This is a genomic window from Mesorhizobium sp. P2_A8, from assembly GCF_056404935.1.
On sequence record NZ_JBFUDB010000008.1, the window covers coordinates 1 to 16,042 of the forward strand.

A 16,042-nucleotide genomic window follows, 5' to 3' on the forward strand; every position below is an offset into this window, starting at 1 on the left:
GGATCCGGCCACGAGCAGCGCGCCCTGGCGCATCTTCAACATCGGCAACAACAAACCGGTGAAGCTGACGGCCTATGTCGAGGCGCTGGAAAACGCACTTGGCAGGAAAGCCATCATCGAACTGCTGCCGCTGCAGGCCGGCGATGTGCCCGATACCTTTGCCGACACATCGGCGCTGGAGCAGTCGGTCGGCTACCGCCCAGTGACGACGGTGACCGAAGGGGTAGGGCGGTTTGTGGACTGGTACCAGGCGTATTTTGGACAGACCTAGCTGAGGTCGCATTCTGGCGCCAAATAGTCCGGCCGTTTGTCAGGCGCCGAGATTGACAAGCCATTGCATGGAACCTAAGCACAGCGGCTTATGTCAGGGCTGGGGGTTTCGGCATGTCAAGGAGAGCCGCTTGAAAGGAATTATCCTTGCTGGAGGCAGTGGAACGCGTCTTTATCCGCTAACATTGGCAGTCTCCAAGCAAATCCTTCCGATATACGACAAGCCGATGATCTATTATCCGCTGAGCGTTTTGATGCTCGCGGGTATTCGCGAAATTCTGGTTATTTCAACGCCGCGGGATCTGCCGGTTTTCCGCGAGTTGCTTGGCGACGGATCGAACTTCGGGCTTGATCTGTCCTATGCCGAGCAACCGCAGCCTAACGGGCTTGCGGAAGCCTTCATCATCGGCCGTGATTTCATCGGCAAGGACAGCGTGTCGATGATCCTGGGCGACAACATCTATTTCGGCGAAGGCCTGTCGCAGCTCTGCCGTGCGGCGGCGTCGCGCGAAAAGGGGGCTTCGGTGTTCGCCTATCATGTCGAGGATCCCCAGCGTTATGGTGTCGTTTCCTTCGACAAGGTCACCGGAACCGCCCTGACGATCGAGGAAAAGCCTGCCCAGCCGAAATCCAACTGGGCTGTCACCGGCCTCTATTTCTATGACAACGATGTCGTTGACATCGCCCCCGCGATCCGCCCGTCGGCGCGTGGCGAGCTCGAGATCACGGCGGTCAACAACGTCTACCTCGATCGTGGCCAGTTGCATGTGCACCGGTTGGGGCGCGGTTACGCCTGGCTCGACACCGGCACCCATGACAGCTTGCACGAAGCGTCCTCCTTCGTGCGCACGATCGAACATCGCCAGGGCATCAAGGTCGCCTGCCCGGAGGAAATCGCCTTCGAACAGGGCTGGCTGACGGCAGACGACGTCCTCCGGCGCGCCACCCTCCTGGGAAAAAACGAGTATGCCGCCTACCTGCGCCGGCGTGTCGTCGAGCGGTTGGAGGAGTAAATGCTGGAGGTCAGGTCCCTTGGCATCGAAGGCGTGCTGGAAATCATTCCGAAACGACATGGCGATGCCCGCGGTTTCTTTGTCGAAACCTATCAGGCCGAGCGCTTTTCGCAGGCCGGCATAGACTTGCGTTTCGTACAGGACAACCAGTCCTATTCCGCCGCGGGAGGGGTCCTGCGCGGGCTGCACTACCAGCTTGCGCCGCGCGCTCAGGACAAGCTGCTGCGTGTCCTCCGGGGTGCACTGCTGGACGTGGCGGTCGACATTCGCCGTAGCTCACCAACCTTCGGAAAATGGGTTGCGCTCGAAATTACCGCTGAAAAGGGCAACCAGATTCTGGTGCCAAAGGGCTTTGCGCACGGCTTCGTGACGCTCGTGCCCGACACCGAAGTCCTGTACAAGGTGACTGATACCTATTCGCCCGAACACGACCGTTCGATCCGTTTCGACGATCCTGCCATCGGCATCGACTGGCCGACATTGGCTGGCGGGTTCCAGCTTTCGGACAAGGACCTCAAGGCGCCGGTTCTGGCCGCCGCCGAGGTGTTTGCTTGAGGGGTTGTATGAGGACAGCAGCATGAATTTTCTAGTGACAGGCGGTGCCGGCTTCATTGGTTCGGCGGTGTGCCGGCATCTGTGCGCCAACCCGGCCTATCGCGTGACCAATCTCGACAAACTCACCTATGCGGGCAACCTGGCCTCGCTGCGGCCGATCGAGAATGCGCATAATTACCGCTTTGCCCATGCCGATATCTGCGACGAGAGGGCGGTGCTCGACATCCTCCGCCGGGACGATATCGACATCGTCATGAACCTCGCCGCCGAGAGCCATGTCGATCGCTCGATCGACGGACCTGGCACGTTTATCGAAACCAATATCGTCGGCACTTATCGGATCCTCAATTCCGCGCTGGAATACTGGCGCGGCCTGCCCGAAGAGAGGAAGAGCCGCTTCCGCTTCCACCACGTCTCGACCGATGAGGTGTTCGGCGATCTTCCTTTCGATGGCGGTATGTTCGTCGAGGAGACGCCCTATGCGCCGTCTTCGCCGTATTCCGCCTCGAAGGCGGCGTCGGACCATCTGGTGCGGGCCTGGCACGAAACCTATGGCCTGCCGGTCGTGCTTTCCAACTGCTCGAACAATTACGGGCCCTATCACTTTCCCGAAAAGCTCATCCCCCTGGTCATCCTCAATGCGCTCGACGAAAAGCCGTTGCCGGTCTACGGCGCCGGCGCCAATGTGCGCGACTGGCTGTTCGTCGAGGACCATGCGCGCGCGCTGGAACTGGTTGCCACCAAAGGTACGCCAGGCGAGAGCTACAATGTCGGCGGCAATTCGGAGCGGACAAACCTGAGCGTCGTCGAGACGATCTGCGATCTGCTCGACATCAGGCGTCCCCGTTCCGGCGGCAAGAGCTATCGCGACCTGATCTCTTTCGTCACCGACCGCCCCGGCCACGACCGCCGCTATGCCATCGACGCATCGAAAATAGGGCGGGACCTCGGCTGGACGCCCAACGAGAACTTCGACAGCGGCCTGGCGAGAACCGTGGACTGGTTTCTGGACAACAAATGGTGGTGGGGGCCGATCCGCGAACAGCACTATGCTGGTGAAAGATTGGGCGAAGTGCGCAAGGGGGTAGCGTGAGGCTCGTTGTCACCGGACGTGAAGGCCAGGTTGTGACAAGCCTTCTGGAGGCCGGCCAGGGGCGCGCCGGCGTGGAAGTCGTCGCCATTGGCCGTCCGGAGCTCGACCTGGCAAAACCCGACACCGTCATCGACGCCATTGCGGCCGCGAAGCCCGATATCGTCGTGTCGGCTGCCGCTTACACGGCCGTGGATCAGGCCGAGGATGAGCCCGATCTGGCATTTGCAGTGAACGCTGTCGGCGCCGGCAAAGTGGCCGAAGCCGCGGCGCGGCTTGGCATTCCCGTCATCCATCTTTCGACCGACTATGTCTTCGACGGCAGCGCTTCCGGTGCCTATGTCGAAACCGACGCAACCGCCCCGCAAGGCGTCTATGGCGCCTCCAAGCTTGCCGGAGAACAGGCGGTCGCAGCCGCCAATCCGCGCCATCTGATCCTGCGCACGGCATGGGTCTACAGCCCGTTCGGCAAGAATTTCGTCAAGACCATGCTGCGGCTTGCCGCCGACCGGGATGAAATCGCCGTGGTCGCCGATCAGTGGGGAAACCCCACCTCCGCGCTTGATATCGCCGACGCGATCCTGCACTCGGCGGCGATGCTGCATGGCGACCAGAGCTTCGCTGCGTTCGGCGTCTATCATCTGGCCGGCACAGGCGAGGCCAACTGGAGCGGCTTTGCCCGCCATATCCTGGACACAAGCCGAGTGTCTGGTGGCCCTTGGGCGCGGGTACGGGACATTGCTACGATGGACTATCCGACCAAGGCACGACGCCCCGCCAATTCCCGGCTATCGAGCGCGAAATTCGCCTCTGTCTTCGGATGGAATGCACCGGACTGGCGGCTATCGACGGAAGCAGTGGCGCGTCGTGTCCTGGTCTGAGAGACGGGATGGGCATTGAAGCATGAAGAAGTTCCCATCGCCGGAAAATGCAGAAGCCGTCCCACTGGCGGTCGACCCGACGGCGCTCGGCCCTAAGCCGGACGGCGAGATGCCACTGAGCGTCCGGACCAAGGCGAATGCCGCGCTTGGAGCGCGCGCCCCTTCACTTCGCGATCTGTACGAGGCCCATAGCGGCAAGGTGTCGGACAAGTGGTCTTCCTATCTGGACGCATATGACCGGATTCTTTTGAACTATCGCAACAGGCCGGTTCGGCTGCTGGAAATTGGCGTTCAAAACGGCGGTTCGCTCGAAATCTGGCCGCGATATTTCCCGAATTCGGAGCTTATTCTTGGCTGCGATATCGACATGGCTTGCAGCGGTCTGGTTTTCGACGATGAGAAGATCTCCGTGGTTATCGGCGATGCCAACACTGATGAGATAGAAAGAAAAATTGTTGCAAAATCCGCGACATTCGACATCATAATTGATGACGGATCGCATACATCATCAGACATAGTGCGTTCTTTCGCCCGTTATTTCCCTCATCTTTCTGATGGAGGGGTTTACATAGCGGAAGATTTACATTGCAGCTACTGGCAGGAATTCGAGGGCGGTCTCTATGATCCTCTTTCGTCGATGTCGTTCTTCAAGCGCCTGCTCGATGTGGTCAACCATGAGCATTGGGGGCTGGCCCGCTTTCGGGCGGATGCCTTAGCCACTTTCTCCGATAGGTATAAAACCGTATTCGGGGAAGCTTCGCTGGCATCCATTCATTCCGTCGAGTTTTTGAACTCGCTCTGTATTGTGACCAAGCGACCAAGTCAGGAAAATGCTCTCGGGGTTCGCAATGTGCAAGGCCGGGTTGCAATCGCCGACAAGGGAATGATCCCTCTTGGCGGCACGACGAACAAAGCGCTCGATCAAACCGGAAATCCATGGTCCTTGTCGTCGACGACCATGGAAGAGGAAATTGAGACCAACAGGGCGTTGGTGACGAGTCGCGCGGCGCGCATAGAGGAACTCTCCCACGAGATAGCCGAAACACGCGAGCAGGTCCGGAGTGGCACCGACGAGATCGCTCAAATGAGGGCACATCTCGCCGAGAGAGTTCAAGAGATCCAGGTCTTGCAGGCAGACATATCCGTTGCGCGTACGACGGCAAGCGCGCTGCAGGCCGAGCGCGACAGCGAGACCGCACGAGTTCAAGCGGTGACGGCTGCGCTCAAGGCAAAAATAGAGCAAAGTGAACGCGTTGTTCAAGAGTTCAAGCACTCGACGAGTTGGCGGATAACTGCTCCCCTGCGAGCGCTATCCGGGAATGTCAGGTGGTTGCTGAAGACGGTCGCCGCGGTTTTTCGTTGAGAGCGAAATTGAATGGGAGATAGGCGGCTCTGCTGCTGGCCCCTCCATCAGCAGTCCGTTTCTTCAGAATCGGCGCAACATCAAATCACGGGATGTTTTTCATTCGCGCGACGACTGGTCGTTCCGGCGGCGCCGGCTTGTGGCGTTTGGGATGCACCCCGGACCGATCCAGCACTCCGCCTGCCAAGCCGTCGAATTTCCGGTTGCGCAGTCTGAAGGTGTATGCGAGGCGCCTGGGGAGGCTGGGGAGGCCTGACTGAAACCTTGCATTCATGGCTCTCCCGAGTGAATTCGCTGTGAACGCCATCAATGCAGCGCCGCCCTGAACCCTCCCGCACAATTGTTGACAGCTGCAAAAACAGGTTATTTTGCCAAAGCAGGTAGCGCGTGGGAGCAAAGTTCTCTAGGTCCATAGCGAAGACGGCAGCTGATCGATCTCGAGAAAAGAGGGTGGATTGTCAAAGCTTATTATTCAAATCCCATGCTTGAATGAGGAGGGGACACTCGCTGTCACGCTTGCTGATCTCCCGCGTGAGGTCGCGGGCTTCGATACAGTGGAATGGCTCGTAATCGACGATGGCTCCACCGACCGCACGGTCGAGGTTGCCCGGGAAAACGGTGTGGATCACGTGGTCTCACTGCCCCATAACCAGGGGCTTGCCAAAGCCTTCATGACCGGTATTGAAACCGCGCTAAAACTAGGTGCCGATGTAATTGTCAACACCGATGCGGACAACCAGTACGATGCCTCCTGCATTCCCGATCTTGTCCGGCCCATATTAGAAAAAAAAGCTCAGATCGTCATCGGCGCAAGGCCGATCAGTGAGATAGAGCATTTTTCGCCCATCAAGAAATTTCTGCAGAAGCTTGGAAGCTTCGTTGTCAAGATTGCCAGCGGCACGACGGTTCCCGACGCGCCGAGCGGGTTCCGCGCCATTCATCGCGACGCGGCGATACAGCTCAATGTCTTCAACCGCTATACTTATACGCTGGAAACGATCATCCAGGCGGGACGCCGGAACATTCCCATTACCTCGGTACCGATCCGCGTGAACGGCGATCTCCGGCCCTCGCGGCTGGTCAAGAGCATACCAAGCTATGTGCGACGCTCGCTGATAACGGTTGTGAGGATTTTTGTCGTCTATAGTCCGCTGCGCTTCTTCTCGGTGTGCGCGGCTGTCGTCGCCACACCGGGGTTGATCGGGATCGTCCGGTTCCTTTTCCACTACTGGATGGGCGAAGGCAGTGGCAACATCCAGTCGCTCGTTTTGTCCAGCGCCTTGCTTGCGCTTGCCGGCATCCTCGCCATGAGTGGCGTCATTTCCGAACTGATCGCAGTCAATCGGCAATTGCTTGAAGAAATCAGGATCAGGCAACTGCAGCAGGAGCATGGTGGCAAGGCCCGCATCCGGTCATTTGCATTAGAGCACAAAGAGCCAAAGTTTAAGAAAGATAATATAGGCGGAGCAATATAGATGAATGAAACGCCGCTGGCTTACGACAATGTTCCGGGTAATTTCTACGACAAGTACAATACTCAGAATCCGATCGCACGATACCTCATGCAGGGCTTTCTAAGCAACTTCGATATGATGACGGCCGAGACAGGCGTTCGCGATGCCTACGAGGTTGGCTGTGGCGAAGGAAATTTGTCTATTCGTCTTCATGATCAGGGGTGGAATGTCCGTGGGAGTGACCTGGAAGCGGTCAGTGTTTCGGAGGCCAATCAGCAGTGCGCCAAGCGCGGTATAGCTCCGATATTTGAAACCCGCTCGCTTTTCGACCTGAGGCCGGAAGGGGACTCCGCCGAATTGGTGATATGCTGTGAAGTCCTCGAGCATGTTCCAAATACAGAGCAAGCGCTATCTGTGCTTAAATCGCTGGCAAAACCATATCTTCTTGTCAGCGTGCCGAGAGAGCCGATCTGGAGAGTGCTTAATATTGCCAGGGGAAAATATATAACAGAGCTTGGAAATACGCCAGGCCATATCAATCACTGGTCATCCTCATCTTTCGTTGATTTGCTAAGCAAGTCGCTCAAAATCGTCAAGGTCAGCAAGCCGTTTCCTTGGACGATGGTCCTTTGCCGCTGTGACTGAGACAATGCAGACGGCACAGCCGGTCAAAAGCAGCAAGCTAAAGTCCATAGTTCGCCTTGGGGGGCTGGCCGTCAGTCTTGCAGCGCTTGTCTTCGTGGGGCTGGCGGTCCATCGCTCCTTCGGTGATTTGCAACGACACCTTATCTCGCCACTCTTTTTGATCGCCATATTGGGCTGCGCTAGCGCTTATGCCGTCATTCTGCAGCTGGTCGGCATCGCCTGGTACCGCTTCCTGGTTCTCGTCGATGGACCGTCGTTTGGATTGGGCCGTGCGCTCGGAATTTTTGGAAGGACGCAGATTTACAAATACCTGCCGAGCAACGTGATGCATATGGTTGGCCGTTTTGCCCTTGCCCGCAGTGCCGGGGCGTCCAACAGGGCTCTTGCCGTTGCTCAGATAGGGGAATTGTCCATCACTGTTCTCGCCGCCGGGGCGTTGGGCGTATTGCTGGCGTGGCCGATTTTTCAAGGTGCATATGCTCGGTATGGTCCCGACAATCCTGCTTTGACAATGGGATTGATCGCCGCCGGTCTCTTGGCGCTTGCGATCGGGATGGGACTTTTATTCCGCTCCAGGATGGCAGACATCGGGGGCAGGGCGCTTGTCGTATCTGCCGAAGCTTTTGTCCTCTATGTACTGTTTTTCATTGGCAATGGGTTGCTGATCGTTGCGCTTTTCAGGACCCTGAACGATGGGGGGCAAATGGCGGAGTTGATAGGCATAGGAGCCGCGGCCTGGCTCATTGGCTTTGTCGTTCCGGGAGCGCCGGGCGGGCTTGGCGTGCGCGAGGCCGTTCTGATCATGGGGCTTACTGCCGCGGGTCTGCCGCCTCCATCGGCTACCGCGGTTGCCCTCGGCAACCGGCTCGTCACCGTTCTTGGAGACTGCCTGATCGCCTTTGTGGCGTTGATATTGCGAAAGCGGAAAAGCGCATGAATGTGCTAATGACCGAAACATCCACGCAAAACAAATCCTTGCTGAGGCAGCCCTCATTTTTGCGGCATGCGGTCTCGATGGCGCTTCTTTTCGCTCTCGTCCTGGGGATCGTAGGCGTGAACCCTGCTCGGCAAACACTGGCACCGATGGATGTGTTGTTGTCCTATCCGGGATGGGACAATGCCGGGATCGACTCTCCAATTGTCAATCTGGAGCGCTCTGACGCGCTGGATCACCGGCTGCCAAACTGGCGGGAGTTCAGGCGAGAGTTGCGGGAAGGGCATATCCCGCTGTGGAACCCCCTCCATCAACTGGGTGCAACCGGCATTCAGGCGGCGATTTATGAAGGCCTTTCAATACCGTTTCTGATTTATGCCCTCACGCCGAATGAGGCCATGGGATACACGTTCGCTATCCTGGCCAATTATCTCCTGGCTGCTTTCGGCGCGTATTTTCTGCTTTTTTTCATGTTCAGGAATCACGTGGCCGCGATTTTCGGCGCCATGGTCTTTGCATTTTGCGGTTTCAACATCGCCTGGGCGCATTGGCCGCATCTGACAACCAGCGCTCTTATTCCGTGGGTTCTCGCCTCCCAGCTTCGGTATTGGCAGACGGGCCGCTTGGGCTGGGCTCTGGGGTTCGCTTTCAGCTTAGCCCTGATGGCGCTGGCCGGTTTCCCATTTGTGGCCGTCTTGGGAGGCATCTCCTCCTTGATACTGGCGATCGTGGTTCTCGCTGTCGAACTCAGGAGCACCGGCATCAATCAGACGATGGTCAGGCGGGCAATCGGGCTGGGATGCGCAGGTGTTGCGGGCGCGTTCCTTGCCCTTCCTGGGCTTCTGGGGGTCAAGGACATCCTCGACGGAACCGATTTGTCGATCCGAGTGGGTGGAACGATATTCACGCCTTACGACATCATTAACATGTTTGGATTTGATTTTAGCAACCATCTTGGCGTCGAGCGGACGTTTTCGGCGGGGCTGCCCGCTGCAATCCTTACCCTTCTTGCTCCATATTTTATTTTCAGGAAACCCAATCTGTTTGCTGTTTTTGGGTTGCTCTTGGCCATCTTTACCATGGCGACTGCATTCGGCGCGGCGCCCGCCAGCCTGGTAAGGCTAATTCCATCGTTTGATTATAATGGTTGGAATAGAGTGACGCTATTGTTCGGGCTTTCGGCAGCAATATTGTCGTCGTATTCCATTTCTTGTATGTTGCCGACAAAATTTGAACAGACTTACAGGTTTCACGTTGTAATACTGATATGCCTTCTTCAGGCGGTAAATCTCGGATATTCCTTCAGGCAATTTAACGCGCGACCTGATATTGCAACGTTCTTTCCAGATACGCCTTCTATATCATATGTATCATCAAAGATACTTCCAGGTCAAAGTGTTCTTGCGGACGAAAGTTTCCTTTTCTCAGGATCTTTGTCAAATTATCGATTGCCGGAATTGTTTGCTCACGGTTTTCGTACCGACGCGCAAAAGCCGATAGCCGCTGACATAGTGCCTTCTCATCAGGTGACATATACGGCCTCGATATTTCAGTGCTCCGACATTAATTTCTCCAGTCGGGATATTGTCTATGCTGCTGTTCGCTTCATCCTCGGCAAGGAAGGCTGCACCTCGGCGGTTTATGAAACCGTCGGAACCGGCCAGCGACCCACTGCCGCCCTTAACAGTGGCGCACTTCAAGGCAACGTGACGATCGACAAGCCGGTTAGCGTGATGAACGTCCAGGTGTTGTTCGGAACCTATGATCAGGACTATGCCCCTTCGGCATTGACATTGGATCTCTACAAGGATGGACGCCTCGTGGCTCATTCCGAAATACCGCCGGAGGCGGTGCGCAACAACCTGTTCGCCACCTTCGGTTTCAGTCAAGACGTGCCGCTTGTGGCCGGAACGTATCGATACGTCATTTCGATGACCAAACCCGATAGCCAGAAGCCACTCAGCGCCTGGGTTTTCGAAACCGCCGGGGGGGCAACTTATCAGGTTGGGTCGAAGGTGTTTCCCGGCATGCCAATAATAAAGATTTTCGAGAAGATCGATCTTCCCCAGAATTTCTCGATCGCGTCGGTCGAGCCGGGGATCAGTGTTATCGAAAATCACGCGGTTTCGGGTTCCGGCTATTATGTGAATAGGCTGAGCGGGCAGCCGGACGCGGATTTTGGCCCTGTGCAACTCGCGGCGTACGAACCGGACGACCTGACAGTGGACTATTCGGGGGCAGCCCGTGGATGGGTCGTTTTCCCCATTCGCACCAACAAATATTGGCGAGCCACGCTGGATGGAAGACCGGTAGAACTGAACAAATTCTTGGATTTTTTCCCTGCCGTCGAGGTGAACGGACCAGGCAAAATTCGTTTCTATTACGACAGCAGTCATTTGCTGAAAACGCTGGAGCTTTGCATCGCCGGCTTTGCAGCCTCGGTCATTCTCCTAATCGCGTTGACGCGTAGATCTTCCAGGCCACGAACAGGCACCGGGTAATTGGTCGCCCGGAGATGACTCGCCGAACTCGGGCATTGGTTGAGGCAAGATTCAGTTACTCGGGCGTCGCGCCTTGATGGTCATTGACCCGTGCGGCCGAAACAGGTTGATGGCCAGATCCAGTGGCAAGAACATCACCGACAAAGCCGTATGCATGACCCCGCGGCCGCGCCGAGCAGATTCCTTGAACAGCGAGTTGGCGAGAGAAATTGCCCACCACGCATAGGCGCCGGATACGCGCTCGGTCTCCAGCCCACCAATCCTCATCGCCGTGACGACGTTTCGATGGTTGAACAACGTCAGGTGGCGAGGATAGTGATATCCTCCCCAACGCCGCCCGAAAACGTATCGATCGAGCGACAGATGGTTCGGCGTGATGACGAGCGCGCCGCCGCCAGGCCGTAGCAGCCGCCGCATATGCTCGATGAACCCAACGGGATCGACGACATGCTCAATCAGGTTTGAGCAATAGATCGCATCGAACGAGCCGTCCGGCAGGTCCACTTCCTCGATCTGGCCAAGGTGGAAGTCGATGCGTGGGTTGGCGCTCAGGCCGAGATCCTTGATGTCGATGCCGCACACGGACGCTTTTGGATTTATTTCCAGGATGCTTTCCAGGAGGGAGCCGTTACCGCAGCCGACCTCAAGGATGCGAGGAGCGGGCGATTTCGCAACAGCCAGCACCTTCCTGGCGTCGCGAGCTACGATCGCGCGTTTCAAGGCGCCGAACACCGAACTCTTTGGCTTCGAATAGGCCAGGTAGTCGTCGGGATATAGTGACGGAATCTCAGCCGCAGGCACCTTTGGGATCTGCATCACAAACCCGCAATCAGTGCATTCGAAATAGTTGGATTGCCGCGGAACCGCGTATTCATAGTCTGCGATCGAGGTGTAGATCGGCGACATTTGCCCGGGTTTGTGTTCGGCGGCGCACAGCAGGCAGATGTCGCTCAAATCTTGATCCCTTTCGGCTCATTGCGATCGTGGGACAACTCCAAGAGCTTCCCGATGTAGCTGGGCGACAGGAGCTCACCGCGATCATCGTAAAAGCGCACCTCCTCGCGCAGGAATCGGTGCATTTTCGACAGCCGATAGGGAGGAACCATCGGCCAGCCGTGGTGCTCCAGATGGTAGTTGAAGCTCTGCGGAGCGAAGTAGGTGTTCTCAAGAACGGTCGCCAGCGTGGTCACCGTCATATCGTCCTCGCCCGGGTGCTCGGCCATAAAACGTAGGCGGCTGAGCAGTGGGTTCCATGTCACAGCGAGGTATAGCCAGGCGGCATATTCCCACCATAGCCCTGAAACAACCATCACAGTGGCCAGGACAAGCTGGCAGGCGAAGATATGCTTCATCGACCAGAGCTTTCCGGATGAACCGCCTTGCTTCTTTGCAGGGGTATCCGACTTCTTTGCAGGGGCGTCCGACTTCGCGAAATATTTTAGAAAGAGACGCACAGATTCCAGGCCGAGGACGTAGCGGGCGATCATCCAGGCGAGGCCGCCGTCGGCGCTCACCGTCGCGAAGCTGACATGCTCGGGATCATCCTTGCTGCCATTGTGTGCGTGATGTTTCATATGGATCTTGCGATATCTCGCGACTTCCATGCCGATCCACCCGGCCGCAAGCCAGTTGGTCAAGGTGTCATTCCTTGATGGGTTCCGGCTGTAAAAATAGTGCGCGGCGTCATGAATCAGCGTCTGAAAATGACGTTGTGCGGCGAGAAGAAGTAGTGCCGCGACAGGCACGGCGACCCAGAGGGGGCCAATCATCAGACCGGCCAGCATGGCAAGCATGATCAATATGAAGGGCTTTGCCGCGTAGGCGATTATCCAGAACGTGCTGCGCTGGAGCAATTCTTCGGGGACCCTTATCTCTTTCAGATTCGACGAATAGAGATGAGCCTTCGGATGAGCGACGTTCATGCCTGTGCTCCCTAAACGGCGTTATTTGGCACCTCTTTAGCCTGAACAAACTTCGCCTGTCCAATCTTCAAAACTTCAAATTCGAATTTTCAGCCTGCCCGCGAAGGCGGCCTGATCAACAGAGGCCCGCCGCAACTTGGTGTCGGCGCTGCCGCGGCGTTGAGCGGACGCTTGGTACACCTTTCCGCAGGCTGGCACGGATGCCGAACTTGCCGCACAAGCCCGATTCGACTGGAATTGCCATGTTGTGCCTATTCAAACGAGATCGACGCTGGTAACGCACAGCCGGGCCAATGAAACTTGGAATGCTGTTTGAATGTCCAGAATATGTATGGTGACCGGTGGAGCCGGATTCATTGGATGTGCGCTGTCGACCACTTTGGCCAACCGTTTCGACCGTGTAATTGTCATCGACAGTTTGCATCCGCAGATTCATGCTGAACGGAAACGTCCCGCCGAACTTGACCCTCGCGTTGAACTCATGGTTGCCGATGTGACCGAGGCGTCTACCTGGGTGCAGGCATTGGAAACCGCCCGACCGGAAATTGTGGTGCATCTGGCGGCTGAAACGGGCACGGGGCAGTCGCTCACAGAGGCTTCTCGCCACGCGATTGTGAATGTCCTTGGCACAACCCGCATGCTGGATGCTTTCGCTGCAGTATCGCACGTCCCCGAGCGCTTTGTTCTGGCTTCGAGCCGCGCCGTCTATGGAGAAGGGGCGTGGCGGTCCAAGACGGCAGGCGCGGTAACGTATCCGGGTCAGAGATCGAAGCAGCAGCTTGAGCGCGCGGAGTGGGATTTTCCCGGGCTTGAATCTCTCCCCATGGACGCGGAAAAAACCATCCCGAATCCAACCAGTATCTATGGAGCAACGAAACTAACCCAGGAACAGATATTGCGAGCCTGGGCCCTGTCGTTCGGAACGATCGTCAACGTGCTTCGCCTTCAGAACGTATATGGTCCTGGCCAGTCTTTGACGAATAGCTACACGGGAATTGTGTCGTTGTTCATCAGGATGGCCAAGGAAGGCAAGAGCATTCCGATCTATGAGGACGGTGATATTGGACGGGACTTCGTTTTCATCGATGATGTGGCATCGGCCCTCGACAAAGCCACAGCCACGGATCTGTCACAGTCGCTCGCCTATGATGTCGGTACCGGTTCCAAGACCACGGTTCTCGACCTGGCGAGGATCATCGCAAAGCGGTATGGGGCGCCGGAACCGCGCGTCAACGGCATGTTCCGCAACGGCGACGTGCGCTGCGCTGTCGCCAACATTGGCAGGACGGTCCGCGAACTGGATTGGCGACCTTTGAAAAGTGTGGACGAGGGGATCGGCCAGCTTTCCGAATGGATAGATTCACAACTCGGCTAAAATTTGGGCCTAGAATTGGTTTGGCAATCTGGATTTCTTGAGGGAACGAGAAATGAGCTCTGTATTGCGCCGGGTTGCTGTGTTTTCTCTGTATAATGAACGTGGCGTCGCAGACGACTATGTCATATTTCTACTCACAAAGCTGCGAGAATTGGTCGAGAGAGTTGTTGTTGTTTCCAATGGGAATCTTTCAAAATATTCTGTCGTCGCGGTGGAAAAGGTATGTGACCAGCTTCTGATCCGTGAGAACGAGGGATTTGATATCGGCGGATACAAAGCCGGAATGGAAGCCATCGGCTTCGATGAACTTTCCAAGTATGACGAACTCATCCTGCTGAACGACACTTGCTACGGACCTCTTTTCCCCTTTTCGGAAATGTTTTCGGAAATGGAAAGCCGGGATTGTGATTTCTGGGGCAGCTCTGCCCACAAGGAAATGACGCCAAATCCATTTACCGGAACGGGTCATTTGCCCTGGCATCTTCAGACGTTCTTCATCGCCATCCGGAAAGAGATGCTGAAATCGGAAGCGTTCAAGAGATACTGGAAGAATTTACCGGAGATAAGAACGTACGTGGATGCCGTTCTGCTTCATGAATCGCAATTCACGAGGCATTTTACAGATCTTGGCTATTCGGCGGAAGCGTATGTCGATCCGGAGAAATATGGCTCGCACTATCCCGCGTTCATCAACGTTGATGAAGCAATAATCAATAGATTTCCACTGCTAAAGCGACGTGCGTTTTTTAATGACCCAACTTTCCTGGAGCATAATGCGATCGATTTGCCACGCACTTTGCGGGTGCTTAAAGAAACATCCGAATATGACCTTAATCTGATTTGGCGAAATGTTCTACGCGTTTCGGAACTGAGAAATCTCAACAGCAACGCCGCACTGATGAGTGTCTTGCCGGACAAGCGGATCAAAAACGCCGATGCCCCTGCCGACTACGGCAAGCTGGCTGTTTCCGCGCATATCTACTACGCCGACATGATCGACGAGATGCTGGATCTGACCGGGAACATTCCAGTTCCCTATGATTTCATTGCCACCACCGATACGCCGGAAAAGAAGGCTGAGATTGAAGCCGCACTGGCGAAGCGCTCCGGCATAGAGAAAGCCATCGTCCGCGTCGTCGAGCAGAACCGCGGGCGCGACATGTCGGCGTTTTTCATCGCCACGCGCGATCTGCTGGTCGACGATCGTTATGACCTTGTCTGCCGCGTGCACAGCAAAAAAACCCCTCAGGTGCAGGCATCCAAGGGCAATCTGTTCAAGCGTCACATGTTCGAGAATTTGCTGAACAGCCGTGGCTACGTTCAAAACGTCTTGGACATGTTCCACGACAACCCTTCGATCGGGTTCGCCATTCCGCCGATGATTCATATCTCGTTTCCAACCATGGGGCACTCATGGTTTCGCAACAAGCCCAGGGTTGAAGAAACCGCGAGCCTGTTGAACATCGACGTCAAGTTCGATGACACCACTCCGGTGGCTGCCTATGGCGGCATGTTCTGGTTCCGGCCACGCGCCTTGCGCAAAATTTTCAAACACAAGTGGAAATGGGAAGACTTCGATCCCGAGCCATACTTTGACGACGGCGATCTGGCTCATGCGCTTGAGCGGCTGATGGCCTATGCGGCCCAGGATGCCGGGTACACCACACAGCACATTGTGTGCTCGCATCAGCTCGCGCACACCTACGCCATGTTGGAATTCAAGCTGCAAAAGCTTGCAAGCGCGATGCCGGGCGACTTCCCGTGGCAGTCCCATATACTGTCTGAGTGGAAAAAAGCCGGCTACCCCATGGGCAACCATCCGTCGGCGGCTGGGGCTGTGACGGCGACGCCAATCACGGAGACAGTGGCCCTGACGTCGGTGAAGCACTCTTTGGCCAAACTCAATCTGGCCATCAAGAGCTCTCTGAAATTCAGAGTGCCCTTTATCTTCAAAATACTCAGGCCATTCTATCGCGGCACGAGGGCAGTTTTGAAGCCTGGTTCGCGGCGTGATGAACAGCGCAAGACGCGACAATAGA

At 56.4% G+C, this 16,042-nt stretch carries 13 protein-coding genes and 1 pseudogene; 12 read left to right on the top strand and 2 right to left on the bottom strand.

Annotated features, from left to right (window positions below; all coding sequences use genetic code 11):
• From AC1D10_RS22860 to AC1D10_RS22905, 10 genes and pseudogenes are all read left to right on the top strand, one after another.
• Positions 1–271, top strand: a pseudogene (locus AC1D10_RS22860) (capsular biosynthesis protein CpsI); the annotation flags it as partial.
• A 130-nt stretch (positions 272–401) separates the two neighbouring features.
• Positions 402–1,283: a glucose-1-phosphate thymidylyltransferase RfbA gene (gene rfbA / locus AC1D10_RS22865; protein ID WP_477275853.1), complete on the top strand. Its 882-nt coding sequence runs from the start codon at positions 402–404 to the stop codon at positions 1,281–1,283.
• The gene (gene rfbC / locus AC1D10_RS22870) at positions 1,284–1,838 is read left to right on the top strand and encodes a dTDP-4-dehydrorhamnose 3,5-epimerase (protein WP_379105836.1); all 555 of its coding nucleotides are present in this window, start codon (positions 1,284–1,286) and stop codon (positions 1,836–1,838) included.
• Between the two features lie 22 nt (positions 1,839–1,860).
• Entirely contained in the window at positions 1,861–2,931 is a 1,071-nt protein-coding gene (gene rfbB / locus AC1D10_RS22875) for a dTDP-glucose 4,6-dehydratase (RefSeq protein WP_477275855.1), read from the top strand.
• Positions 2,928–3,809, top strand: coding sequence for a dTDP-4-dehydrorhamnose reductase (gene rfbD / locus AC1D10_RS22880; RefSeq protein ID WP_477275857.1), 882 nt, complete (start codon positions 2,928–2,930; stop codon positions 3,807–3,809). The genes rfbB and rfbD overlap by 4 nt, the downstream gene beginning before the upstream one ends.
• A gap of 22 nt (positions 3,810–3,831) precedes the next feature.
• Complete coding sequence (locus AC1D10_RS22885; RefSeq protein WP_477275859.1) at positions 3,832–5,172, top strand: class I SAM-dependent methyltransferase; 1,341 nt, start codon at positions 3,832–3,834, stop codon at positions 5,170–5,172.
• A gap of 455 nt (positions 5,173–5,627) precedes the next feature.
• A complete protein-coding gene (locus AC1D10_RS22890) occupies positions 5,628–6,647 on the top strand; it encodes a glycosyltransferase family 2 protein (RefSeq protein WP_477275861.1) in 1,020 nt (339 codons plus the stop codon).
• A complete protein-coding gene (locus AC1D10_RS22895; RefSeq protein ID WP_477275863.1) occupies positions 6,648–7,271 on the top strand; it encodes a class I SAM-dependent methyltransferase in 624 nt (207 codons plus the stop codon). It begins immediately after the preceding gene.
• A gap of 4 nt (positions 7,272–7,275) precedes the next feature.
• Complete coding sequence (locus AC1D10_RS22900; RefSeq protein WP_477275865.1) at positions 7,276–8,208, top strand: hypothetical protein; 933 nt, start codon at positions 7,276–7,278, stop codon at positions 8,206–8,208.
• Between the two features lie 8 nt (positions 8,209–8,216).
• The gene (locus AC1D10_RS22905; RefSeq protein WP_477275867.1) at positions 8,217–10,706 is read left to right on the top strand and encodes a hypothetical protein; all 2,490 of its coding nucleotides are present in this window, start codon (positions 8,217–8,219) and stop codon (positions 10,704–10,706) included.
• Between the two features lie 51 nt (positions 10,707–10,757).
• Here the strand turns inward: AC1D10_RS22905 and AC1D10_RS22910 are convergent, their stop codons facing one another.
• Complete coding sequence (locus AC1D10_RS22910) at positions 10,758–11,660, bottom strand: class I SAM-dependent methyltransferase (RefSeq protein ID WP_477275869.1); 903 nt, start codon at positions 11,658–11,660, stop codon at positions 10,758–10,760.
• The gene (locus tag AC1D10_RS22915; protein ID WP_477275871.1) at positions 11,657–12,628 is read right to left on the bottom strand and encodes a fatty acid desaturase; all 972 of its coding nucleotides are present in this window, start codon (positions 12,626–12,628) and stop codon (positions 11,657–11,659) included. The genes AC1D10_RS22910 and AC1D10_RS22915 overlap by 4 nt, the downstream gene beginning before the upstream one ends.
• A gap of 331 nt (positions 12,629–12,959) precedes the next feature.
• On the opposite strand from AC1D10_RS22915, the gene AC1D10_RS22920 reads away from it, so the two are divergent.
• Entirely contained in the window at positions 12,960–14,003 is a 1,044-nt protein-coding gene (locus AC1D10_RS22920) for an NAD-dependent epimerase/dehydratase family protein (RefSeq protein ID WP_477275873.1), read from the top strand.
• 52 nt (positions 14,004–14,055) lie between these two features.
• Positions 14,056–16,041 (top strand): rhamnan synthesis F family protein, encoded by a 1,986-nt coding sequence (locus AC1D10_RS22925; RefSeq protein ID WP_477275875.1) that lies wholly within the window; start codon positions 14,056–14,058, stop codon positions 16,039–16,041.
• The last annotated feature ends 1 nt before the right edge of the window (position 16,042 follow it).

What these genes read in the sequence shown, in the direction of transcription:
- rfbC (WP_379105836.1), top strand. Translation starts at nt 1,284, where the DNA reads ATGCTGGAGGTCAGGTCCCTTGGCATCGAAGGCGTGCTGGAAATCATT.
- rfbB (WP_477275855.1), top strand. Translation starts at nt 1,861, where the DNA reads ATGAATTTTCTAGTGACAGGCGGTGCCGGCTTCATTGGTTCGGCGGTG.
- AC1D10_RS22885 (WP_477275859.1), top strand. Translation starts at nt 3,832, where the DNA reads ATGAAGAAGTTCCCATCGCCGGAAAATGCAGAAGCCGTCCCACTGGCG.
- AC1D10_RS22895 (WP_477275863.1), top strand. Translation starts at nt 6,648, where the DNA reads ATGAATGAAACGCCGCTGGCTTACGACAATGTTCCGGGTAATTTCTAC.
- AC1D10_RS22900 (WP_477275865.1), top strand. Translation starts at nt 7,276, where the DNA reads ATGCAGACGGCACAGCCGGTCAAAAGCAGCAAGCTAAAGTCCATAGTT.
- AC1D10_RS22905 (WP_477275867.1), top strand. Translation starts at nt 8,217, where the DNA reads ATGACCGAAACATCCACGCAAAACAAATCCTTGCTGAGGCAGCCCTCA.
- AC1D10_RS22915 (WP_477275871.1), bottom strand. Translation starts at nt 12,628, where the DNA reads ATGAACGTCGCTCATCCGAAGGCTCATCTCTATTCGTCGAATCTGAAA.
- AC1D10_RS22920 (WP_477275873.1), top strand. Translation starts at nt 12,960, where the DNA reads ATGGTGACCGGTGGAGCCGGATTCATTGGATGTGCGCTGTCGACCACT.
- AC1D10_RS22925 (WP_477275875.1), top strand. Translation starts at nt 14,056, where the DNA reads ATGAGCTCTGTATTGCGCCGGGTTGCTGTGTTTTCTCTGTATAATGAA.